This is a genomic window from Streptomyces sp. ISL-87, assembly GCF_018614095.1.
In the GTDB taxonomy this organism is placed as follows: domain Bacteria; phylum Actinomycetota; class Actinomycetes; order Streptomycetales; family Streptomycetaceae; genus Streptomyces.
This window is the reverse complement of sequence record NZ_JAGGOY010000078.1, coordinates 9,259-32,269: the sequence shown is the minus strand read 5'-3', so window position 1 is coordinate 32,269 and position 23,011 is coordinate 9,259. Positions and strand designations below refer to the sequence as shown.

20 protein-coding genes and 2 pseudogenes are annotated in these 23,011 nt (G+C 72.1%); 13 read left to right on the top strand and 9 right to left on the bottom strand.

The features are described 5' to 3' along the window. Positions 1-83: 83 nt before the first annotated feature. Positions 84-3,122 carry a hypothetical protein gene (locus tag J7I97_RS38950; protein WP_308369147.1) on the bottom strand — a complete coding sequence of 1,013 codons (3,039 nt, stop codon included), beginning with the start codon at positions 3,120-3,122 and terminating at the stop codon, positions 84-86. 163 nt (positions 3,123-3,285) lie between these two features. Here J7I97_RS38950 and J7I97_RS27355 point away from each other — a divergent pair, with 163 nt between their 5' ends. From J7I97_RS27355 to J7I97_RS27345, 3 genes are all read left to right on the top strand, one after another. Next, positions 3,286-4,020: a GPP34 family phosphoprotein gene (locus J7I97_RS27355; protein WP_214939756.1), complete on the top strand. Its 735-nt coding sequence runs from the start codon at positions 3,286-3,288 to the stop codon at positions 4,018-4,020. Positions 4,021-4,360: 340 nt separating this feature from the next. Next, a complete protein-coding gene (locus J7I97_RS27350) occupies positions 4,361-5,245 on the top strand; it encodes a helix-turn-helix transcriptional regulator (protein WP_214939753.1) in 885 nt (294 codons plus the stop codon). 203 nt (positions 5,246-5,448) lie between these two features. Next, positions 5,449-5,658: a DUF397 domain-containing protein gene (locus J7I97_RS27345; RefSeq protein ID WP_214939750.1), complete on the top strand. Its 210-nt coding sequence runs from the start codon at positions 5,449-5,451 to the stop codon at positions 5,656-5,658. A gap of 228 nt (positions 5,659-5,886) precedes the next feature. On the opposite strand, the gene J7I97_RS27340 is transcribed toward J7I97_RS27345, so the two are convergent. Next, positions 5,887-6,750 carry a hypothetical protein gene (locus J7I97_RS27340; RefSeq protein ID WP_214939747.1) on the bottom strand — a complete coding sequence of 288 codons (864 nt, stop codon included), beginning with the start codon at positions 6,748-6,750 and terminating at the stop codon, positions 5,887-5,889. 130 nt (positions 6,751-6,880) lie between these two features. Between J7I97_RS27340 and J7I97_RS27335 the strand changes: the two are divergent. From J7I97_RS27335 to J7I97_RS27310, 6 genes and pseudogenes are all read left to right on the top strand, one after another. Next, positions 6,881-7,729: pseudogene (locus tag J7I97_RS27335) on the top strand (PLP-dependent aminotransferase family protein); the annotation flags it as partial. Positions 7,730-7,888: 159 nt separating this feature from the next. Next, the gene (locus tag J7I97_RS27330) at positions 7,889-8,674 is read left to right on the top strand and encodes an SDR family oxidoreductase (protein ID WP_214939744.1); all 786 of its coding nucleotides are present in this window, start codon (positions 7,889-7,891) and stop codon (positions 8,672-8,674) included. A 40-nt stretch (positions 8,675-8,714) separates the two neighbouring features. Further along, complete coding sequence (locus J7I97_RS27325; RefSeq protein WP_214939741.1) at positions 8,715-11,294, top strand: bifunctional FO biosynthesis protein CofGH; 2,580 nt, start codon at positions 8,715-8,717, stop codon at positions 11,292-11,294. Between the two features lie 578 nt (positions 11,295-11,872). Next, entirely contained in the window at positions 11,873-13,054 is a 1,182-nt protein-coding gene (locus J7I97_RS27320; RefSeq protein WP_214939738.1) for an ADP-ribosylglycohydrolase family protein, read from the top strand. Between the two features lie 72 nt (positions 13,055-13,126). After that, positions 13,127-13,987, top strand: coding sequence for a TIGR03619 family F420-dependent LLM class oxidoreductase (locus J7I97_RS27315; protein WP_214939735.1), 861 nt, complete (start codon positions 13,127-13,129; stop codon positions 13,985-13,987). A gap of 79 nt (positions 13,988-14,066) precedes the next feature. After that, positions 14,067-14,525, top strand: a complete 459-nt coding sequence (locus tag J7I97_RS27310) for a hypothetical protein (protein WP_308369148.1) — start codon at positions 14,067-14,069, stop codon at positions 14,523-14,525. Positions 14,526-14,665: 140 nt separating this feature from the next. Here the strand turns inward: J7I97_RS27310 and J7I97_RS27305 are convergent, their stop codons facing one another. Both J7I97_RS27305 and J7I97_RS27300 read right to left on the bottom strand, forming a co-directional pair. Next, on the bottom strand, positions 14,666-15,001 hold the full coding sequence (locus tag J7I97_RS27305; protein WP_214939732.1) for a hypothetical protein: 336 nt from the start codon (positions 14,999-15,001) through the stop codon (positions 14,666-14,668). A 60-nt stretch (positions 15,002-15,061) separates the two neighbouring features. Then, a complete protein-coding gene (locus J7I97_RS27300) occupies positions 15,062-15,631 on the bottom strand; it encodes a hypothetical protein (RefSeq protein ID WP_214939729.1) in 570 nt (189 codons plus the stop codon). Positions 15,632-15,806: 175 nt separating this feature from the next. Here J7I97_RS27300 and J7I97_RS27295 point away from each other — a divergent pair, with 175 nt between their 5' ends. Beyond that, complete coding sequence (locus J7I97_RS27295) at positions 15,807-16,205, top strand: VOC family protein (RefSeq protein WP_214939725.1); 399 nt, start codon at positions 15,807-15,809, stop codon at positions 16,203-16,205. Positions 16,206-16,370: 165 nt separating this feature from the next. On the opposite strand, the gene J7I97_RS27290 is transcribed toward J7I97_RS27295, so the two are convergent. Then, a complete protein-coding gene (locus J7I97_RS27290) occupies positions 16,371-16,763 on the bottom strand; it encodes a helix-turn-helix domain-containing protein (protein ID WP_214939722.1) in 393 nt (130 codons plus the stop codon). A 59-nt stretch (positions 16,764-16,822) separates the two neighbouring features. On the opposite strand from J7I97_RS27290, the gene J7I97_RS27285 reads away from it, so the two are divergent. Together J7I97_RS27285 and J7I97_RS27280 are read left to right on the top strand one after the other, a co-directional pair. Next, positions 16,823-17,431 carry an NAD(P)-dependent oxidoreductase gene (locus J7I97_RS27285; RefSeq protein WP_214939719.1) on the top strand — a complete coding sequence of 203 codons (609 nt, stop codon included), beginning with the start codon at positions 16,823-16,825 and terminating at the stop codon, positions 17,429-17,431. Next, positions 17,428-18,045, top strand: a complete 618-nt coding sequence (locus J7I97_RS27280) for a nitroreductase family deazaflavin-dependent oxidoreductase (protein WP_251059218.1) — start codon at positions 17,428-17,430, stop codon at positions 18,043-18,045. The genes J7I97_RS27285 and J7I97_RS27280 overlap by 4 nt, the downstream gene beginning before the upstream one ends. Before the next feature lie 15 nt (positions 18,046-18,060). Here the strand turns inward: J7I97_RS27280 and J7I97_RS27275 are convergent, their stop codons facing one another. Together J7I97_RS27275 and J7I97_RS27270 are read right to left on the bottom strand one after the other, a co-directional pair. Beyond that, positions 18,061-18,342: a hypothetical protein gene (locus J7I97_RS27275; RefSeq protein WP_251049655.1), complete on the bottom strand. Its 282-nt coding sequence runs from the start codon at positions 18,340-18,342 to the stop codon at positions 18,061-18,063. A 50-nt stretch (positions 18,343-18,392) separates the two neighbouring features. Beyond that, positions 18,393-18,578: pseudogene (locus J7I97_RS27270) on the bottom strand (amino acid transporter); the annotation flags it as partial. A 142-nt stretch (positions 18,579-18,720) separates the two neighbouring features. Here J7I97_RS27270 and J7I97_RS27265 point away from each other — a divergent pair. Next, on the top strand, positions 18,721-19,467 hold the full coding sequence (locus J7I97_RS27265; protein WP_214939714.1) for a hypothetical protein: 747 nt from the start codon (positions 18,721-18,723) through the stop codon (positions 19,465-19,467). A gap of 64 nt (positions 19,468-19,531) precedes the next feature. Here J7I97_RS27265 and J7I97_RS27260 read toward each other — a convergent pair whose 3' ends face one another. Both J7I97_RS27260 and J7I97_RS27255 read right to left on the bottom strand, forming a co-directional pair. After that, positions 19,532-21,004 (bottom strand): aldehyde dehydrogenase family protein, encoded by a 1,473-nt coding sequence (locus J7I97_RS27260; RefSeq protein WP_214939711.1) that lies wholly within the window; start codon positions 21,002-21,004, stop codon positions 19,532-19,534. Beyond that, positions 21,001-22,740, bottom strand: a complete 1,740-nt coding sequence (locus tag J7I97_RS27255) for an amidohydrolase family protein (protein WP_214939708.1) — start codon at positions 22,738-22,740, stop codon at positions 21,001-21,003. The genes J7I97_RS27260 and J7I97_RS27255 overlap by 4 nt, the downstream gene beginning before the upstream one ends. Positions 22,741-23,011 lie beyond the last annotated feature (271 nt).

Genomic DNA, 23,011 nt, shown 5'->3' with positions numbered 1-23,011 from the left:
TAGACGCACCCCGGCGCCCCGGGGTTGCCCGGGGCGCCGGAGTGCGCATTCGCAGTCGCAGCCGCAGCTGCAGTCGCCTGGTGTCAGCCGACGCGGGTCAGCTTGCTGCCGAGGCCCGGCGCGGTGAGGTCGCTCTGCAGAGCCACCGGCACCTTCACCTGGCTGGCGCCCTCGCCGACGGTCAGTACGCCGACCTCGGTGCCGGCCGTGGCGGTCTGCGGGAGCTTGCCGTCGCCGTTCCCCAGCTTGACGGTCACGGTGAGGGTCGGCCAGCCGACCGCATCCACATCGGCGGTGGCCACGACCGGGGTGCGGCCGCCGAGGCCGTCGTCCACGTACCCGACGACATCGCCCTTCTTGACCACGGCCGCGTTCGTCAGCATCTTCTGCGTGGCACGCAGAATGTCCCTGCTGGCTCCGATGGCGGTGTCGAGGATCGGCACGCCGTGCTGGCCGAGGACCGCGCCGACGATCAGCTGATTGGTCTTGCCGACCTTCTTCTCGGCGGCGAAGAGCAGGTTGCCGCCGGCCTTGGTGGTGGATCCGGTCTTGATGCCGAGCGAGCCGTCGTACGGGATGAGGGTGTTCCAGTTGCGGTGCACCTTGCCCGACGGGTCGGTCCAGTTCGGCAGCCTGGTGATCGCGATCAGCTCCGGCATCTCGACGAGCTTGAGGCCGAGCTTGACCTGGTCCTCGGCTGTGCTGACCGTGGTCGCGTCCAGACCCGAGGGGTCCGTGTACGTGGTGTTGGTCATGCCGAGTTCCTTGGCGGTGTCGTTCATCTTCTTGACGAACGCCTCCTGGTCACCGCCGGTGTCCCAGCGGGCGAGCAGCCGCGCGACGTTGTTGGCGGAGGGGATCATGATCGCGGCGAGGGCGTCGTACTCGGAGATCTTGCCGCCCTCCTTCAGCGTGTTGACGGTGGACTCGCCCTCGGAGTCCTTGCGGCCGTCGTCGACGGCGGTCTTGTCCACGTCGATCATCGAACCCTTTTCCCCCTTCTTGAGGGGGTGGCCCTTGAGGATCACGTAGGCCGTCATGGCCTTGGCGACACTGCCGACCGCTACGGGCTTCTGGTCGCCGAAGGTGCCGACGGTGCCGAGGCCGGCGGCCGCCATGTAGGCCTGGCCCTCCTTGGGCCAGGGCAGGGCCGGGGCGGCGCCGTCGAAGGTGTACGAGGTCTTCGCGGTCGACACGAGCTTGGGCTCGGGCAGCGGGCGGACCAGCTGGACGACGGCGAGGATGATCGCCAGGAGGGCGACGACCGGGGCGTAGATCTTGAACCTGCGCACCGCCGTGCGGAGGGGGCTCGGCGGCGGGGGCGGGTTGTTCGTCAGGTCCGCCAGCATGTCGAGCGGCGGCTTGGGCGGCAGCGGCTGCTGGGTGGTCCGCTCGCTGGGCGCGAGGGAGGGGCGCGTCGGTCCCTCCGGCTTGGGTGCGGGGGCGGGGGCGGGGGCGGGTGCGTCACTGCCGCGCAGCGGTACGAAGGTGCTGGACCGGTCCTCACCGACCGCCTTGGGCGGCACGGCCCGGAACGCGGTGGTCTTCTCGTCACCACCACCGACCGGCTTACCGCCCCCCACGGACGAGGACCCCGCCGGCTTGGCGGAACCCGGCCCGGCGGGGGCGGAACCCGACCGCTGCCCGTCCGCCGGCTTGGCGGAGCCCGGCCCGGCGGGGGCGGAGCCCGGCCGAACGACACCGAAGGCCGTGGTCCGCTGGTCGGCGTCCGGCTTGCCAGCACCCGGCTTGGCACCGGCATCCGGCGTACGCGCACCGGACGGGGAACCCGACCCGGCCGGGGCAGAGCCCGACCGCTGCTCGGCACCCGACGGGGCCACACCCGAACCGGAACCCGACCCGGCCGGGGTGGAGCCGGGCCGGGGGTTGGTGACCGGCTTGCCCGCGGGCGCCTGGGCGGAGCCCGGCTTCAGCGCACGGAACACCGCGGTGCGCTCACTGTCGCTCGGCTCCCCGGCGGCAACCGAACCGGCCTTCGCGGAACCGGAACCCGACCCGGCGGCGACAGAACCCGACCGCTGATCCGCGGCCGGCTTGGCAGCGGCGTCCAGCTTGCCCGCGCCCGACGGGGCCGAGGCCGAACCGGAACCCGAACCGGCCGGGGCAGAGTCCGCCTTGAAGGCACGGAACACCGCCGTGCGCTCACTGTCGCTCGGCTCCCCGGCGCCAGCCGAACCCGCCTTCGCGGAACCGGAACCCGACCCGGCGGCGACAGAACCCGACCGCTGATCCGCGGCCGGCTTGGCAGCGGCATCCGGCTTGCCCGCGCCCGACGGCGCCGAGGCCGAACCGGAACCCGAACCGGCCGGGGCAGAGTCCGCCTTGAAGGCACGGAACACCGCCGTGCGCTCACTATCGCTCGGCTCCCCGGCGCCAGCCGAACCCGCCTTCGCGGAACCGGAACCCGACCCGGCGGCGACAGAACCCGACCGCTGATCCGCGGCCGGCTTGGCAGCGGCGTCCGGCTTGCCCGCGCCCGACGGCGCCGAGGCCGAAGCGGAACCCGAACCGGCCGGGGCAGAGCTGGGCTTCCGGGGCTCGTCGGCCGGCTTGCTCCTCGGCGCCTGGGCGGAGCTCGGCTTCAGCGCACGGAACACCGCGGTGCGCTCACTGTCGGCCGGCTCCTCGGCGGCAGCCGAACCGGCCTTCGCGGAAGTGGAAGCGGAACCCGACCCAGACACGGCAGAGCCCGCGGCCGGCTTGGCGGCGTCCGACGGGGCCGAGCCCGATGCGGGGGCGGAGGTGGCCGACACGGGCTCGGGCTTCGCCGAGTCCGTGTCCGTGTCGGCAGGCTTCGGCGGGTCCACCCGACCGGGGGAACCCGCCGAGGCGTCCGCGGTGGCCGGTTCCGGCTCCGGTTCCGGCTCCGGTTCGGGTTCCGGCTCCGGTTCGGGTTCCGGCTCCTCCCCGGAGGGGTCGGCGGTGGCGACCCAGGCAGCCACCGCTTCCCGCAGCGGGTCCGCGTCCGGCTCCGGCTCGGGATCCCGCGGCCGGAACACCGACAGCCTCGGGTCGCTTCCGCGTCCCTCCCCCGCCGCACCTTCATCTACCGACTTGTCGGGGGACTCGCCCGCCACCAGTTCCTCCTCGATCGCCACCACGTCCGGCTGTCCGAATGTCTAACAGTGTCCCGTCTCGGGGGCATCGCCCCCGTGCTAGACGAGAACGACATAGCTGACGGTTCCCCCACAAAGCGTCCAGGCGCTCTCGACAGATGAATGTGAGAGGCGTCACCCTGTCACTCATCCACGCGGGGAGGCATGGATGGGCAGGAGCCGCAGAACAATTCCGGAGGAGCTTCTGCTGCTCGCCTTGGACCCGACAACGGGAACCACGGCGCAGCCGCAGTCGCTCGACCTCGGCCTGGCCGGGGCACAGCTAGTAGAGCTGGCTCTGGCAGGACGGATAGCCCCTGACGGGGATCGTATCGCCGTGGTGATGCCACGGCCGACAGGAGATCCGACTCTGGACTCCGCACTGGAACTGCTGCGCAGGCGCGGCAGCCCGGTACGGGCCGTCCACTGGATCGGCGGACCCCGGCTGGGGCTCCGTCAGATTTACCTCGCTCACCTGGAGCGTTGCGGCATGGTCCATGCCGTGGCGGGACAGATGTGCGGGGTGCTGCCGACGACTCGCTACCAGGCGACGGACACGGCGATCAGCCGGGAGATCCGTGCCCGGCTGGACACAGCGATCCGCACCGGCGTACCGCCGGACCCGCGGACCGCGGCGCTCGCCGCACTGGCCCACGCGGTCGGACTCGGCAAGCACCTGTACCCCGGCAACGAGGGGCGGTCGTCCAGATCCCGGCTGCGGGATCTGATCCGGCACGACCCGATGGGCGGTCTCGTGGCGCACGCCGTGATGGACGTCCAGAACGGTGTGGCGGCACAGCCACGCCGTGACCGCGCACCGGCACCGCCCGCCCGGGCCACGGCGAGCGGCATTCCGCTGCAGCCGCGCCGGACTGGTGCGATGGCCCGCGCGGCCGCGCACTGATCCACCGGCAGGACCCGTACAGCAGGACCAGTACGAGCAGGACTAGTTACGAGCAGGATCAGTACCAGCAGGACCAGTACCAGCGGTTTCACCGCCTGCCACACCCCTTGAAGCACCGGCAGGCGCCCAGCTCCACCGAAACGCCATCGCCGCAACCGACGTCCCCCAAGACCCGGTTCGGGAAGCCCCGGCGCGCGGGGTGGCGGGGCCGGTCCTCCGGCCCCGCCACCCCGCGCGTCTGCTTTTCCCGCCCGTTCCCCAGCGCCGTCACGCCCTTCGGTGGCAGTCTGCTCAACATCAGACACGCAGAGAGACAGAAGAAGGCGGAGGTGCCGTTCCCGTGGCGTCCAATGTCAATCCCACCGTCCGACGCCGCCGACTGGGCATGGAGTTGCGCAAGCTCCGCGAGGACAAGGGCATGACGGCCGAGCAGGTCGCCGAACGCCTGCTCGTTTCCCAGTCCAAGATCAGCCGACTGGAGAACGGCCGCCGGTCCATCAGCCAGCGCGACGTCCGCGACCTGTGCGACGTGTACGAGGTCGAGGACCGCCGGCTCGTCGACTCCCTCATGCAGATGGCCAAGGACTCCCGCCAGCAGGGCTGGTGGCACGCCTTCGGCGACATCCCGTACAGCGTCTACATCGGCCTGGAGACGGACGCCGCCAGCCTGCGCACGTACGAGCCCCTGGTGATCCCCGGGCTGCTCCAGACGCCGGAGTACGCGCAGTCGCTGGTTCGCGGCGCATGGCCGGAGACTTCTCCGGCGGATGTGGACAAACGCGTGCAGGTTCGGATGCACCGCCAGAAGCGGCTCTCCGAAACCGACAACAACAATCCGGAGCTCGGACCGCTGCGCCTGTGGGCGGTCATCGACGAAGCGGCGCTCCGCCGGCACGTGGGCGACGTCCAGCTGATGATCCGGCAGCTGGAGTACTTGATAGAGCAGTCCGAGCAGCCGCACGTCACCGTGCAGGTGATGCCCTTCTCGATGGGTGCCCATCCGGGGGTCAACGGCCAGTACGCCATTCTGGAATTCCCGGACGCGTCGGACTCGACGGTCGTCTACATCGAGGGCGTGACGAGCGATTTGTACCTGGAGAAGGCCAACGACGTTCAGAAATACAGCGTGATGTACGAGCATCTGCGCGCGCAGGCCCTGAATGTCGACCAGACCAGGCAGTTCATCACGGAGATCATCGACCACTTTGCAGGCAAAGGGAACTAAACCTGGAGCAATCGGGGCAGGCGGCGGAGGAGGCCGGCACCGTACACCGTCACTCCCCAGCCACAGAAGGCCTGAATGGAATATGCCACTCGGTCGGGTGAACGCCCCCTTCACCCATCGAGAGCTGCGGGTAGCGTCGCTCAAGTCAGCCGGAGTAATGGCCGACACGACACCGGAACTACTCGCTGAACCGGAGAAAAAACATGGCTATTCGTCAGGGTGCGACGGAAATCTGGACCAAGTCCTCTTACTCCGCCAACGGCGCCTGCGTCGAGGTCAAGTCCCCCGTCATGACGGCCATCGCCGTCCGCGACTCGAAGGTGCAGGACGGTCCGTCCCTCACCTTCGCGCCGGGCTCCTGGACCTCGTTCGTCACAGACGTCACCGAAGGCCGGCTGGGGCACCTCGCCTGAACAGCAAGGCGCACGCCCCAGCCGCCCGCCACGCACGACACGCACGACACGCACGACACGCACTAAACGCACGACCAGCAGTACTGACTGGAGCCCTCTCGTCCGGCCCGCCGTCCTGGCCGAGGGGGCTCGGCCATGTCCGGACGGACGGACAGGGACGACGAACGGGGACGACGGACAGGGACGACGGACAGGGACGACGGACAGGGACGGACCCCCGAGGGCCGTTTACCGCCGCCGCAGCTGGTCGACGTAGCGGTCCGTCCCCGGAACCGTCGGAATGAACGGCGCCACCAGCTCCACCCGCCCGTGCCCCGCCTCCGCGACCTCTACGTCCAGCCCCTCGAAGCGGTCCCAGCACTCACGCGGATCCGCCTCCAGGAACCACAGCAGCGTCAGCCGGGTGCCGACCCCCTCGACCTGCTTCACGTAGGTCATCCGGTCCCCGGGCAGCGGCGTCGGCCGGAACACCGTCACCATCGCCACGGGGGACCCGGCGAGCCGCTTCGGCAGGGCGCGCGAGCGCAGCCAGTCCAGCAGCTCCGCCCGCCGCTCCGGCCCGTCGGCGTCGATGACCTGCACCACGAGCCCCGCGTACGGGTGGTCGAGGGCGTGGAAGTCCCGCGGGCCGGCGGCCCCGTCGCGGTAGACCGTGGCGGCGTGGTCCTGGAAGGCCGTGAAGACGTGGGTGCGGTCCTGGTAGACGCGGCCGTCGCGGTTCAGCCGCTTGTTGATGCCGACGGTCCACTTCATGTGCTCGTCGTAGCGGCCCTCGGTCACCCAGTACGTCGAGATGTAGCACCCGGTGGTGACCGGCTGGGCGACCGCCGACTTCTCGGGGTAGCGCAGCTCCTGGAGCTCCCGTGTGGCCACCCAGCGTCGGCCGGCGTACATCCAGGGCATGGCCATGGCGCCGGCGTAGTAGTGGTCGTCCTCGTACCAGCGGTTGTACGCGTACTCGTGGCCCGGGTGCGGTTCGACCATGGTGATCAGCGCATGGCCGGGCCGGACGCCGTACGGCCCGACGGCCGCGAGCTCGGCGTAGTCGTCCACACGATGGTCCTGGGCTGCTTCCGTCTCGTCTGTCGTCATGGGACCGGTCTAGCTGATGCCGCGTCAGTTCGGGAGGGTGCGGGGAGGAGTTCACGTACTGGACAGGTAGGTGCTGCCTGCACCTTTCCTGGCTAGGCTGCGCCCAGCCGCCTCCCCCGAAGGAGTCCCCATGCTCGCCGCCGCCCAGCCGCCGCCCGCGTTCGCCGCCCGTGCCGCCTCGGTGGGGGGTTCGCCGGTACGGGAGATCCTCGCGGTCACCCAGCGCCCCGGGGCGATCTCCTTCGCCGGAGGCCTCCCGGCACCGGAGCTGTTCGACACCGAGGGGCTGCGGACCGCGTACGACGCCGCCTTCGCGCACTCCGCGGGCCGGGCGCTCCAGTACTCCACCACCGAGGGCGTGCCGGAGCTCCGCGAGGCGATCGCGGCGCGGCTGACGGCCCGGGGGCTGCCGACCACGGCGGACGAGGTGGTCGTCACCACGGGCTCGCAGCAGGCACTCGGGCTCCTCGCCACGACCCTGATCGAGCCGGGCGACACCGTACTGGTCGAGAACCCGACCTACCTGGCGGCCCTCCAGTGCTTCGGCCTGGCGGGGGCGCGCGTGATACCCGTCCCCTGCGACGAGAACGGGATCCTGCCGGACGCGCTGGCGGAGCTCGTCGCGCGGGAGCGGCCCAAGTTGCTCTACACGGTGCCCACGTTCCAGAACCCGACGGGCCGCACCCTGCCGGGTGCCCGGCGGGCGGCGGTCGCGCGGACCGCGGAGCGGCTCGGGCTGTGGCTGGTGGAGGACGACCCGTACGGCGAACTCCGCTACGAAGGGCCCGACGTGGCCTGGCTCGCCGCGCACCCGGGGGCGGAGGACCGCACGGCCCTGCTCGGCAGCTTCTCGAAGGTGATGGCGCCCGGCCTGCGGCTGGGCTGGCTGCGGGCGCCGGCGGCGCTGCTCCGGGCCGCGGTGGTCGTCAAGCAGGCGGCCGACCTGCACACCTCGACGGTGGACCAGCCGGCCACGGCACTAGGCCGCAGGGGGCTGGGCGGTGCCTGTCCCCACCCGCCCTTCCACCGTTCCCCGGGGCTCCGCCCCGGACCGCCCGCGCCTTCCCTCCCGCGCCCGCACGCCCTACCCTGACGACCCGTCAGGTTCCTTGGCTCCGGCCCCGCCAGGAGGCACCGCATGCTGTTGCTGCAAGGGAAGACCGTCATCGTCTCCGGCGTCGGTGCCGGGCTCGGCCATCAGGTCGCCGCCACCGTGGTGCGCGACGGCGGGAACGCCGTGCTCGGGGCGCGTACCGAGGCGAATCTGGCCAAGACCGCCGCCGAGATCGACCCCGTCGGCGTCCACACCGCCTACCTGCCCACCGACATCACTGACGAGGCCCAGTGCGACGCCCTGGTCGCGCTCGCGCGGCAGCGGTTCGGGGGCGTGGACGCCGTCGTGCACGTCGCCGCCTGGGACTCCTACTTCGGCGGGCTCGAAGACGCCGATTTCGGCACCTGGCAGCAGATCATCGACGTGAACCTGCTCGGGACCCTGCGCATGACCCGCGCCTGCCTCCCCGCCCTCAAGGCCAACGGCGGGGCCGTCGTCATCATCGGCACCCAGTCCGCCGTCGCCGCCCCCAACGAGGTGCAGCAGGCCGCCTACGCCGCCTCCAAAGGCGCGCTGACCTCCGCCATGTACTCCATGGCCCGCGAACTCGGCCCGCACCGGATCCGCGTCAACACCGTGCTCCCCGGCTGGATGTGGGGGCCGCCCGTGCAGGCGTTCGTCACCTTCTCCGCGCACAGCGAAGGGGTGCCGGAGACCGAGGTGCACGCCCGCCTCGCCGACCGCATGGCCCTGCCCGACCTCGCCACCGACGGGGACGTCGCCGACGCCGCCGCCTTCCTCGCCTCCGACCGGGCCAGGGCGATAACCGGCCAGTCCCTGCTGGTCAACGCCGGTGAGCTCATGCGATGACCCACTCCGCGCCCGTATCACCGGATCGTATGCTCGCCTCATGACGACTCCGAGCACCCCTGCTCCGACCGACAACGCGATGCGCCGTGCTCTGCGCCGGGCCCGCGACGGCGTCGCGCTCGACGTGGCCGAGGCCGCGGTGCTCCTCCAGGCCCGCGGCGCCGATCTCGACGGCCTCGCCGCCTCCGCCGCCCGGGTCCGCGACGCGGGGCTGGCGGCGGCCGGACGGCCGGGTGTCATCACGTACTCGAAGAGCGTCTTCATCCCCCTCACCCGCCTGTGCCGCGACAAATGCCACTACTGCACCTTCGCGACCGTGCCCGGCAAGCTCCGCCGCGCCGGGCACGGGATGTACATGTCCCCGGACGAGGTGCTCGACATCGCGCGCCGCGGCGCCGAACTGGGCTGCAAGGAAGCGCTGATCACCCTCGGGGACAAGCCCGAGGACCGCTGGCCCGAGGCCCGCGAGTGGCTCGACGCGCACGGGTACGACGACACGCTCGCGTACGTACGGGCCATGGCGATCCGCATCCTGGAGGAGACCGGCCTCCTCCCGCACCTCAACCCGGGCGTCATGTCCTGGTCCGACTTCCAGCGGCTCAAGCCGGTCGCACCCTCCATGGGCATGATGCTGGAGACCACCGCCACCCGCCTGTGGTCCGAGCCCGGCGGCCCGCACCACGGCTCCCCCGACAAGGAACCGGCCGTACGGCTGCGCGTGCTGGAGGACGCGGGGCGCTCCTCCGTCCCCTTCACCTCGGGCCTTCTCATCGGCATCGGGGAGACGTACGAGGAGCGCGCCGACTCCCTCTTCGCGCTGCGCCGCGTCGCGCGCTCGTACCACGGCGTCCAAGAGCTGATCATCCAGAACTTCCGCGCCAAGCCGGACACGGCGATGCGCGGCATGCCGGACGCCGAGCTGGACGATCTCGTCGCCACGATCGCCGTCGCCCGGCACATCATGGGCCCGTCCGGCTGCCTCCAGGCCCCGCCCAACCTCGTGGACGGGGAGTACGCACGCCTCATCGGCGCCGGCATCGACGACTGGGGCGGGGTCTCGCCGCTGACCCCCGACCACGTCAACCCCGAGCGCCCCTGGCCCCAGATCGAGCTGCTGGCCGAGCGGTCCGCGGCGGCCGGCTTCGAGCTGCGCGAACGCCTCTGCGTGTACCCGGAGTTCGTGCGGCGCGGCGAGCCGTGGCTGGACCCGCGGCTGCTGCCGCACGTCCGGGCCCTCGCCGACCCGGAGACCGGCCTCGCGAACCCGGACGCCGAGGTTACGGGCCATCCGTGGCAGGAGCCCGAGGAGGGCTTCGCCGCGTACGGGCGCACCGACCTGCACACCGCCATCGACACCGAGGGCCGCACCGGCGACCGGCGCGAGGACTTCGACCACGTCTACGGCGACTGGGAGGCGCTGCGGGAGGCCGCGGCCCCCGGCATGGTGCCCGAGCGCATCGACACGGACGTACGGGCGGCCCTCGCGCAGGCCGCCGACGACCCGACGCGGCTCGATGACGAGCAGGCACTCGCCCTGCTCCACGCGGACGGCCCGGCCCTGGACGCGCTGTGCCGGATCGCGGACGACCTGCGCAAGTCGGTGGTGGGCGAGGACGTCACGTACATCGTCACGCGGAACATCAACTTCACCAACGTCTGCTACACCGGCTGCCGGTTCTGCGCCTTCGCGCAGCGCCGCACGGACGCCGACGCGTACACCCTCTCCCTCGACCAGGTCGCCGACCGGGCGGCCCAGGCCTGGGACGTGGGCGCGGTCGAGGTCTGCATGCAGGGCGGCATCCACCCGGACCTGCCCGGGACGGCGTACTTCGACATCGCGCGGGCGGTGAAGCAGCGGGTGCCGGGCATGCACGTGCACGCCTTCTCCCCGATGGAGGTCGTCAACGGCGCGACGCGCACGGGGATGTCCGTACGGGACTGGCTGACGGCGGCCAAGGAGGCCGGCCTGGACTCCATCCCGGGCACGGCGGCGGAGATCCTGGACGACGAGGTCCGCTGGGTGCTGACCAAGGGCAAGCTTCCGACGGCGGACTGGATCGATGCCGTCACCACCGCGCACGAGCTCGGGATCCGCTCCTCGTCCACGATGATGTACGGGCACGTGGACCAGCCCCGGCACTGGCTCGGCCACTTCCGCACCCTGGCCCGGATCCAGCAGCGGACCGGCGGTTTCACGGAGTTCGTGACGCTCCCGTTCATCCACACCAACGCGCCCGTGTACCTGGCGGGCATCGCCCGTCCCGGCCCGACGGTCCGCGACAACAGGGCGGTGACGGCGATGGCCCGGATCCTGCTCCACCCGCACATCACCAACATCCAGACGAGCTGGGTGAAGCTGGGCGCGGAGGGCGCGGCGGAGATGCTGCGCTCGGGGGCGAACGACCTGGGCGGGACGCTGATGGAGGAGACCATCTCCCGGATGGCGGGGTCGAGTTACGGCTCGTACAAGTCGGTGCAGGACCTGATCGCCGTCGCCGAGGCGGCCGGCCGGCCCGCGAAGGCCCGCACGACGCTGTACGGGGAGGTGCCGCAGGAGCGGCAGCGGGCGGCCGCGGCCTCGGACGGACACCTGCCGGAGCTGCTCCCCGTACTGGACTGAACTCGGCCCGGGACGGGCCCGAGCCCGGCCGGGGGCGGTCCGGCCGGGGGCGGTCCGGCCGGGGGCGGTCCGGCCGGGGGCGGTCCGGCCGGGCTCGGGCACATCAGCCCTTGGCGACGACCTTGCCGTTCGCCTTGATCTCGACGCTCGGTGCCCCTGGCACTCCACTTCAGGGTGTACGAACCGTCGGCGCCGGCGGTGACGACGGCTCCGGTGAAGGGGATGGCGGACTGGCCGTGGTGCCGGCCGGCCCAGGGGAGGTCCAGGCCGGAGGCGGTGGCGGCCGGGGCCGCGACCAGGGAAGCGGTGAGTGCGGAGGCGACGACGGTCGCGGCGAGGAGTGCCTTCTTCATGCCTCCGAGGCTGGGCGGCCGGGGGAAACGCCGCATGTACGAGGTGTGGCTGATAACAACCGGCTCGACGGACAGTGGCAAAACGTGCCACACGATCGGGCGGGGCCGGAAGTATTCGCATTCCGGCCGTTCTCCGGTCACTTACGGGCGGGCAGTCTCTCCCCTTCCGATTTCGACCGAACCTGTCCACTACAGTGCGCGCCAGAGCCAGCGGGGGGAAACGGCATGGACACGACGGCGACGGCATCGCCAAAGGCAGCCACGGCGGCAAAGGCCGCAACGGCGACGGGCGCCACCGCCACCGCCCTGTGGGGCCGGACCGAGCAGCAGGACTTCCGCAGCCGGGTCCGCGGCACCCTGCTCGGCACCGCCATCGGCGACGCCCTCGGCGCGCCCGTCGCCGGCCTCTCCCTCGACGGGATCCGCAAGGCCCACGGCCTGGAGGGCCTGACCGAACTCGCCCCTGCCTACGGACGCCGAGGCACCGTCACCGCCTCCACCCAGCTCACCCTCTTCACCGTCGATGGCCTGATACGGGCCCACGTACGCCGGGACACCGGCGCCTGGCACCCGCCCACCGACGTCCACCGCGCCTACCTCCGCTGGACGGCGACCCAGCACGACTGGGGCCCGGACGAACGCCGCAAGGACAACGGCTGGCTGGCCCAGGAGGAGTGGCTGTACGCCCGCCGCGGCCCCGACCGGGCCTGCATGACCGGCTTCGCCGACGAGATCCTGGGCACCCTCGAACAGCCCAAGAACCCCACGGCCCGAGACGCCGCGGCCACCGTCCGCTCGTCCCCCTTCGGCCTGCTGGTCGGATGGCAGCCCGCCCTGGTGCTCCAACTCGCCGTGGAATGCGCCGCCCAGAGCCACGGCCACCCCACCGCGTACCTCTCGGCCGGAGCCTTCGCCGTGATCGTCCACGGCCTGACCCGCGGCGACTCCCTGGACTCCGCGGTCCAGCGCGCCCTCGGCCTGCTGGGCTCCCGCCCCGCCCACCAGCCCGTCACGGACGCCCTCCAGCGCGCGGTCTCCGCCGTCACCGCGGGCACGCCCAGCCCCAGGATCGTCGAGTCCCTCTCCCCGGGCGACGGCCGCGACGCCGAGGACGCCCTGGCTGTCGCCGTCTACTGCGCCCTGATCGCCGAGGACGTCCCGCACGGGCTGCGTCTCGCCGTCAACCACGGCGGCGACTCCACCGTCACCGGCGCCCTCTGCGGAGCCCTCCTCGGCGCCCTCCACGGCGAGACGGCCCTCCCACCCGCCTGGCTGACCGACCTCGAAGGCCGCGCCACGATGCTGGAACTCGCCGACGACTTCGCCCTGGAGATGACCCAGGGCCCGGCCCTCCACGGCCCCGCGGTCTCGGCCCCGGGCTGGCTGGCCCGCTACCCGCGCGGCTGACCGAGCAGGGCCTGCCACCGGGACGTGGAACGCCGTACGTTGGCCGTCCCACGTCTCGGAGGTGCCATCAGCATGCGGATCGCCACGACCATCTTCCTCACCGACCGCACCATCTCCCCCACCCGTCTCGCCCACGAGCTCGAACAGCGCGGGTTCTCCGGGCTCTACCTCCCGGAGCACACCCACATCCCCGTCGCCCGCGACACCGCCGCACCCCAGGGCGGTGAACTCCCGGACATGTACGGGCGCACCCTCGACCCCTTCGTGGCCCTCGGCCAGGCCGCCGCCGTGACCGAGCGCCTGCACCTCGGCACCGGCATCACCCTGGTGGCCCAGCACGACCCGATCGGGCTCGCCAAGCAGGTCGCCACGCTGGACCACCTCTCCGGCGGCCGCTTCACCCTCGGCATCGGCTACGGCTGGAACGTCGAGGAGGCCGCCGACCACGGCGTCGAGTGGCCCACCCGCCGCGAACTGGTCCGGGACCGGATGGCGTTGATGCGCGCCCTGTGGGCCCCGGAGCCCACGGCGTACGTCGGCCAGTACTCCTCCGCCCACGCGAGCACGGCGTACCCCAAGCCGGTCCAGCCCCCGCGCGAACTCGGCCCCGGCCACCCCCTGTACGGCCCCCGCACGCTGATCGGCGGCGCGGCCGGCCCGAAGCTCTTCGCCGCGATCGCCGACCACGCCGACGGCTGGCTCCCGATCGGCGGCCGCGGCCTGACCGAGACCCTCCCGGTGCTGCATCAGGTCTGGGAGACCGCCGGCCGCGACCCGAAGTCCCTCCAGGTCGTCCCTTACGCGGTCAAGCCCAACCCGGGCAAGCTCGCCCACTACGCCGAGCTCGGCATCGAGGAGGTCGTCCTCCAACTCCCCTCGGAGGCCGAGCCGGAGCTCCTGCGGGTCCTGGACGACTTCGCCCAGTACCTCTGATCCGATCCGCCGACGCGCCGGACCCCCTGGTACGTTGGCACGTTCTGTCGATCAACTCGTGTTCCATGGGGGACTTCTCGTGCACAAGAACCTGCGTATCTGCGCCGCTGCCGCCGGACTCGCGGCCGCCCTCGCCGTCACCGGCTGCAGCAGCGACAGCTCCACGACGGACAAGAAGGCCGCCGGCAGCCCGGCGGCCGGGGCCGCCGCCGGCACCACCGGCAGCACCGGTGGGGACACCAAGGGCGGCAGCCTGGAGGGCGGCTGGGTCTCCATGGCCAACCCGGGCAAGGCCGTCATCCTCACCGTCAACGGCAAGATCGCCATCGTGATCGAGGCGGCCACGGGTGAGACCTGCCAGGGCACCACCGACGGCAAGACGATCGAGACGACGTGCCCGAAGGGCGGCACCCGCACCAAGGGCCACGTCGACTCGGTCGACGCCACCAGCCTGAAGGTCACCTGGGACGGCGCCGGCACCGACACCTTCGAGAAGAGCGAGGCCGGCAAGCTCCCGACGGGCATGCCGAAGCGCTGAATCCGCGTGCGCCCGCCTGTACGTACGCCCCGCGCGGCCGCACGTACAGGCGCGGCGGCGGGGCCCCGACCGGTCCGGCCGGCCGGCTCCCAAGGTGCGCGGGCGGCCCTCAAGCAGCGCGGGCGGCCCTCAAGCGGCTCTCACGGAGGCGGAACCGGCCCCGGTGGGACCGCGCCCGCCGCCGGGCGCCAGAAACGCCCGTCGGGCAAGGCCTGACGGGCGCCGAGGAAGTAGTCCACATCACGCTGGAATCCGAGGCCCGGAACGGCCTGGCACAGGCGCGGCCAGAGGCTCGGCGCCACGTGGTACTCGCCGGCCACCATCCAGGGATCGTCACCCAGCACGAACAGGTGCCTGACCTCCAGGAACTGGTCCCTCGAAAGCGAGACGGAGTGCGCTATCTCCTCGTCCGCGCGGAAGCCGGTCAGATCCCAGACGAGGTTGTACCCGTCGGCGAATGGATAGTCGCTGCTCACGGGGCCAAGCTAGGCCGCCCCCGAGCCGCCCCGCACCTGCTTTTCGCCCGGGTGCGCCGGTCAGCGGTTGGTGTTGAGGAAGCCGATGACGACCGCGCCCCACCAGCAGAGCTGGGACAGCAGCGCGGTGACCCCGCCCCAGGCCGTCACGCCGCGCCCGACCGGTCCGGCGGCCGCGGCGAGCCGGCGGCATAGGAGACCGGCCTGGAGGCCGTTGAGGGTGAGCAGGAGGACGAGTCCGACCTTGGCGAGGGTCAGCGGGGATCCGAGATCGGGGTGCAGCATCATGCCGCTCGCGACGAGCCCGCCCAGTCCGGCCCAGATCGGCACATGGAGCCGGGTCGTGGCGCCGAGTGCCTCGGTGAGCGTGCAGCGCCCGGTGGCCCACAGCAGGCCGTGGTAGTCGGCGGACAGCACCGCGCCGAAGCCGAGCACGAGTGAGGCGAGGTGCACGAAGAGCGCGGCGGTGTGCAGCGTCTCGTCGGTGCGCACGTGGAGGGAGAACCACAGCCCCGCCGTCAGCACGAGCACCGCCACCAGCCCGGCTGCCGCCACGGTCCACCACGAGTCGTAGAGGCGCAGCGGACGGGCGGGCACGCCGTGGGGGGCGGAGACGGCGGGGGACGACATGGGTGTGGGCTCCGATGGTGCGTGGACGTGGGCCACGGGCGGCCCACACGAAAGCGAGGTAAGGCTTACCTAAAATTCACCCCGCGTCAACGCAGGTCCACAGCCCAAGATCCGTCCCCCGCCCGATGGAGTTTCGGCACTCTTCCGAGAGTGCGGCTCGCCGTAGGATCGCCGCATGATCGATTCACGTACCCACATCCGGGTCGCCCGCCCCTCGCTCGACCTCCGCGCCGCCGAGCGGTTCTACGTGTACGGGCTCGGGCTGGACATCCTGTGGCGGACCCCCGAGCGGGTGTCCGGGGAGCACGACCTCGTCATGGTCGGGCCGGCCGGGGGCGGCTGGCACTTCGAGCTCACCCATGACCCGGAGAACCCGGTGGCCCCCGCCCCCACCGTGGACGACCTGTTCGTGGTCTACCTCGGCCAGACCCCCGACGAGGCACTCGTCCAGCGCCTCGTCGAGCACGGCGGGACCCGGGTCGAGTCCCACAACCCGTACTGGGACGAGCACGGCGTCACCATCGCCGACCCCGACGGGTACCGGCTGGTGCTGTGCTCCCGGACCTGGGGCTGAGTAGAAGGTCTCGCTGCGGGCGCCGACGGGCTCGTACGCCTGGAGGGCCGTGTACATGGCGTGCGTCTGCTCGCTGGTCACCTCGTAGCTCGGCTCGCCCTTGCGCATCAGCGGCCACTGGACGTCGACGACGGAGTAGCCACAGGATCATGCGCTGATCAACGATCAGGCTCCCGCGAAGTCCCTTTCGGCTCCCGCCTCCTGGGCGTCGATGAGCTCGTCCCAGTGCTCCCTCGTCCACTCGCACGCCGCGTCCAGCGGGCCCAGCAGGCCGCGGCCGAGCGGAGTGAGGGCGTACTCGACGCGGCGCTCCGGGGGCGCCTGCTCGGTGCGGGCCACGAAGCCGTCGCGTTCAAGGGAACGCAGCGACTGCGTCAGGGACTTGGACGTGATGCCGCGCAGCGGGACCTTGAGCTCCGAGAAGCGGCGCGGACCGCCCTCCAGACAACGCAGGATCAGCGTCGCCCACTTGTCGCCGATCCGGAACGGGACCAGCGGGGACGGGCAGACGGGATCGAACATCTCCAGGTCCAGCGGCTCTGGTTCGGGTGCGCTCATGATCCATACGTTAGGCCGGTATCCGGTCGGTAACCAGGCCTCCTCCTAAGGTCCTTGCCATGACGCAGCGAAACGAAAACAAGCTCATCGTGTTCGGGGCCCGCGGGCGGGTAGGCCGGGCCGTCGTCGCCGAGGCGCGGGCGCGCGGGTACGAGGTCACGGAGGCGGGGCGCGCCGACGCGGACGTGACCTCGGCGGACGATGTGACGCGGCTGGCGGCGGGCCACCACGCGGCGGTCGTCGCGGTGTACGACGCGCAGGCGGCCCCCGGGGTGTTCTTCCCCGCGGCGGCCCGGGGGCTGGCGGCGGGCCTCGGGCGGGCCGGGGTCGGGCGGCTCGTGTCCGTCGGGCTGGCGTCCGTACTGCCCACGGCGTCGGGGGCAGCGCTGATGGACACGCCCGGGTATCCGCAGGAGTGGCGGGAGTTCTACGTCGGCCACGGCGCCGGGACCGATGCACTGGAGGCGGCCGCGCCGACGGGTCTGGACTGGGCGGTGCTGAGTCCGGCCGGGGACTTCGACCACGACGGCGTGCCGGGCGGCGGGTACGTCTTCGCCCCGGCCGACGCCGGCAGCCGGATCACCCCTGCCGACTTCGCCCGGGCGGTCCTGGACGAGGTGCGGACACCGACCGTGCACGGCGCGCACGCGGGGGTGACGGCGGCATGACGGTGGTGACTGACGAGATGACCGCCGGAGTGGCCGCGGGAGTGACCGCGGGAGTGACCGACGGGGTCACCGCCGAGGTGAGCGCCGAGGTCACCGCCGAGGTGAGCGCCGAGGTCACCGCCGAGGTGAGCGCCGAGGTCACCGCCGAGGTGAGCGCCGAGGTCACCGCCGAGGTGAGCGCCGAGGTCACCGCCGAGGTGAGCGCCGAGGTGAGCGACAGCCCGAACCCCTGGGTCGCCGAGCACATCCGCCGCTTCGAGGAGACGGCCGGGCAGCCGCGCCCCGGGATCTCGGACCTGCTGCTGACCACGCGGGGGCGGCGGTCCGGGCTGCTGCGCCGCACGGCGCTGGCCTACGTACGCGACGGGGAGGCGTACGTCCTGACGGCGTCGAACGCGGGCGCCGACCGGCACCCGGCGTGGTACCTGAACCTGGTGGCCGAGCCGGCCGTCACCCTCCAGGTCGGGGCCGAGACCTTCCGGGCGACGGCCCGCCCCGCCACCCCGGCCGAGGTGGACCGCCTGTGGCCGGTGGTGGTGGCGGCGATGCCCTCGTACGCGTCCTACCGGGAGGCGACGGACCGGGAGATCCCGCTGGTCCTGCTCACCCCCTAGGGGGCCCAGCCGCGCTCAGCCGACCTTCGGGGTCTTCGGCAGTCCGCCCGTCAGGGCCGACCCGGTCCCCGAGAGGGAGCCGTCCGTCGCCTTGGCGGCTGAGCCGGCCGCCGACGCGGTCACGCCCACCGCCGTCTTCGTGTCGTGCACGGCATGCCCGGGGTGGTCGACGATGTCGCCGAGGCGCTTGGCGATCGGAGGCCCCGGGTTGGCGGACTCGCCGGCGTGCGCGATGGCGGGGCTCAGGGCGAGGGCGACGCCTCCCGAGAGAACCAGGGCGGCAAGGCTGCGCTTCATGGCGTTCATGCCGTGCTGAACGACCCGGCCGGGCCCCGGTCACGGTGAGGTCAGCCCTCGACCACCAGGGCCGGGGTGGACTTCGTCAGGATCTCGCCGCGGAAGAAGGCGGGGCTGCGGCGCTCGGCGACCAGCATGATCACCAGGCCGAGGGCCAGCAGGCCGACGCCGATGACGAACACGCTGCCGACGCCGAGGACGGTGGAGCCGGAGCCGTACGACGGGTTCCACATGTCGATAAATTTGACAGAGGGCGGACAGCGTGTTCCGGCATGCGGAAACCGCAGCCTTGTCCGCTTTGGGCGTTTCGACACTTTCCCGTGTGACTTGTGCCGCCATCCCGCCCCTCGCCCCTGGTCCGAGCCGTTTGCCGCGGACATGACCACCGGCCTAAAGTCGCGGCCGTTCAAGGTCATCTACGCGGGGACACACGAAACCATGCGCATCACGCCATTGCTCACCACTGCCACGGCCGTCACGGCCCTGCTCGTCCTCACGGCCTGCGGCAGCGGCGACAGCGGAGCGGCCGGCAACATCGGGCAGATCGGCGGCCTCAGCGGCGGCGCCGCCGGTGGCGGGGGTGACGGCGGCCCCATGGAAGGCACCCTGGAGAACCCCACCAAGAACGGCGGGGTCAACGGTGGCGCACCCAAGGACGGGACCCCCTTCCAGCGGCTGCCCAAGGCGGGCACCATGGCCGCGGCCGCCCGCTTCATCAACGGCTACACGAGGTGCTCGTCCCTCTCCATGGAGCCCACGGACGACGAGTCCCCCGACACCGAGACGAAGTACGACGGCAAGTGGTCCGTCACCGAGCAGGGCTTCTGCGGCCACGGCACCCGCATCCTCATGTACAAGGACGCCAAGAAGTTCCAGGCCGCCTACAAGGCCGACCTGGAGCAGAAGATGAAGGAGAGCCCCAACCGAGGCCTCAGGGGCGGGTTCCTCATCGGCCAGGACTTCGCCGTCCTGACCGACAGCGGGTCCGCCATCGCCTCGATGAGCAAGCCGGGCGGCCTGCTCATCCTGAACTGCCACCCGAAGTTCACCGCGCCCAGCGGCTACGTGAAGGCCAACGCCCAGGTGAAGGGCTGCGTTCTCACCGACTACTTCAACGACAACTGAGGCGGCCGGGGAAGGGCAGGGCCGGGGCGAGCCCTTCCCCTTCCCCTCAGTCCGTCCAGACGATTCAGGCCGTCCAGACGATCGACTGCGTCTCGCTGTACGCGTGCAGCGCGTACGAGCCCACGTCCCGCCCGACCCCGGACCGCTTGAAACCGCCGAACGGTGCCTCCATGTTCCGCCCGATGGTGTTGACGCCGACCCCGCCGGCCCGCAGCCGCCGCGCCACGCGGAAGGCGCGCGCCGAGTCCCCGGACCAGACGTAACTCAGCAGCCCGAAATCGCTGTCGTTGGCGAGGGCCACCGCCTCCTCCTCCCCGCCGTCGAAGGGGACCACCACGACGACCGGCCCGAAGATCTCCTCCCGGACCACCCGCATGTCGTTCGTGCAGTCCACGAGGAGGGTCGGGGCCACATAGAAGCCGCGGCCGTCCCCGACCACCGGGCGCTCGCCGCCGTGCGCGATGCGCGCGCCCTCCTTCCTCCCCAGCTCGATGTACGACTCCACGCGGTCCCGGTGCGCCGCCGAGATCACCGGGCCGACCACCGTGCCGGGCACCGCCGGATCGCCGACCCGCATGAAGGCCAGGTACCCGGTCAGCTTCTCGACCAGCTGCTCGTACACCGCCCGGTGCGCGATCACCCGGGTCGGCGCCGTGCAGATCTGGCCGGAGTAGAACGAGAAGGTGGTGCCGATCCCCATCACCGCCGCGTCCAGGTCGGCGTCGTCGAACACGATCGCCGCGCCCTTGCCGCCCAGCTCCATCAGCTGCCGCTTCATCGTCCGGCCGCAGACCTCGGCGATGCGCTGCCCGACCCCCGTGGAGCCGGTGAAGGACACCATGTCCACGTACGGGGAGTCCACGGCGGCCTCGCCCACCTCGGCCGAGGTGCCGCAGACCACGTTCACCACGCCCGCCGGGACTCCGGCCTCGTGGAGCGCCCCGGCCATCTTGAACACCGACAGCGGGTCCTGCGGGGCCGGCTTCACCACCACCGTGTTGCCCATGGCCAGGGCCGGGGCCACCTTGCCCGCCGGGTTCGCCCACGGGTTGTTGTACGAGGTGATGCAGGTGACCACCCCGACCGGCTGGCGCACCTCCAGCGCGCCCAGGATGCTCGCCTTCCCCATCGGGCCGGCCTCGGTCACCTGCGGCGGAAGACCCCGCTCCACCGGTTCCAAGGCACCCTTCGCGTACCGCCGGAAGCGGGAGACCCCGACCCCGACCTGCATGCCCCGCGCGATCCCGGTCGGCGCGCCCGTCTCCGCCTGCGCCAGGGCCGCCCATGGCTCGAACTCGCGCTGGATGATGTCCGCGGCCCGGTCCAGGATGGCCGCCCGCTCCTCGGGCGCCGTCCGGGACCAGCCCTCGAAGGCCTCCGCCGCGGCCCGCGCCGCCTCCTCGACCTGCCCGCGGGTGGCCTGCGGTGCGAGTCCGACCACCGATTCGTCCGCGGGGTCGACCACCTCGTAGTGGCCGCCGGCGGGCTCCACCCACTCGCCGCCGATGTACAGCCGTTGCGGTTCCCGCTCACTCATCGGGTGCTCACCGTCCTCGTGTCCCGGCCCGACCGGAGCACGATCCCCGGGATCGCGCCCGTCACCTCGTCGTCGCGGATCGTCTCCACGCCGTTGACCCGTACCGAGACGATGCCGACGGCCCGCGCGTCCAGCCGGGGGCTGTCCCCGGGCAGGTCGTGCACGAGCGTCGCGGGGCCCGCCTCGATCCGCTCCGGGTCGAAGAGCACCAGGTCCGCGTGCCAGCCCTCGGCGATCCGCCCGCGCTCGCGCAGCCCGAACAACTGGGCCGGGTCGTCGGTGAGCATCCGTACCGCCTGCTCCAGCGGCACCAGCCGGCGACCGCGAAGGCAGTCCCCGAGGAACCGCGTCGTGTACGGGGCCCCGCACATGCGGTCCAGGTGCGCGCCCGCGTCGGAGCCGCCGAGCATGACGTCCTCGTGCTGCCAGGTCTCGGCGCGCAGGGTCCAGCTGGCCGGGTCGTTGTCCGTCGGCATGGGCCACAGCACCGTACGCAGGTCGTCGTTGGCGCAGATCTCCACCAGGCAGTGGAAGGCGTCCTGGCCGCGCTCGGCGGCGATGTCGTTGACGACCCGCCCTGAGAGCCCCTCGTTCTCCTTGCTGTACGTGTCACCGATGACGTACCGGCCGAAGTTGGCGAGGCGCCGGAAGACCCCGGCCTCCTTGCTGTCGGCGCGGCGCAGCATCTCCGCCCGTACGACGGGGTCGCGCAGCTTCGCGATCCGCTCGGGGACGGGCAGGCCGAGGATCTCGCCCCAGCCGGGGATGAGGTTGAGGGCGCAGAAGGTGCCGAGGGACATGTTCATGGGGGTCAGGATCGGCATGGTCAGCGCGACGATGCGGCCGCCGGCCTTGCGGGCGCGTTCGCTCGGTACGAGCTGGCGCGGTACCCGTTCCGGGACGGAGGCGTCGATGGTGAGGACGTTCCAGTTCAGGGGGCGCCCGGCGGTCGCGCTCATCTCGACGAAGAGGTCGATCTCCTCGTCGGAGAACTGGTCGAGGCAGCCGGCGACGATGGCTTCGAGCTGGGTACCCTCGTGTTCGCCGACGGCTCGGGAGAGGGCGAGGAGTTCGGCCGGCTCGGCGTGGCGGGAGGCGACGGGGTCGCCCGCACCGTCGGAGTGGGTGGAGGACTGGGTGGTGGACAGGCCCCAGGCGCCGGCGTTCATGGCGTCGTGGAAGAGGTCGAGCATCTGCCGGAGTTGCGTCTCGCTGGGCCGGCCGCCCACGGCCTCCTCACCCATCACGTACCGGCGCAGGGCGCAGTGGCCGACCATGAACCCGGCGTTGACGGCGATCCGGCCTTCGAGCGCGTCGAGGTACTCGCCGAAGGTCGACCAGGTCCAGTCGACACCCTCTTCGAGGGCGGCGAGCGCCATGCCCTCGACCTTGCTCATCATGCGGCGCGTGTAGTCGGCGTCCTGCGGACGGGCCGGGTTGAGGGGGGCGAGGGTGAAACCGCAGTTGCCGCCGGCGACGGTGGTGACGCCGTGGTTCATGGAGGGGGTCGCGTAGGGGTCCCAGAACAGCTGGGCGTCGTAGTGCGTGTGTGGGTCGATGAACCCCGGTGTCAGGACGAGCCCGGCGGCGTCCTCGCTGGTGCGTGCGGGCTCGGTGACGGTTCCGGGCGCGCCGATGACGGCGATGCGGGCGTCGCGTATCCCGACGTCGGCGACGTACGCGGGGGCGCCGGTCCCGTCCACGACGGTGGCTCCCTTGATCAGGTGGTCGAGCATGACGTCCCTTCTTCGCGTTGCGGTGGTCGGTCGCCGTCGCGGAGCCCGGGTCGTGGGCCGGCAGATCCAGCCCCGCCGGCGTTTGAGGCGCGGGGTCTGGGGCGGAGCCCCAGCGAACGGCCCGCGGGGCCGGCCGGGCGGGTGGTGCGGGGGCGGTCGGAGGCGGGTGGCAGCCGCTGCCTTGCGCGCTCCGGCCGGCCCCGCGGGGGCGGCGGTCCGGGAAGACGCCGCCCCGGGTTCCTCCGCCGGCAGTGCCGTGGCCGGAAAGGTT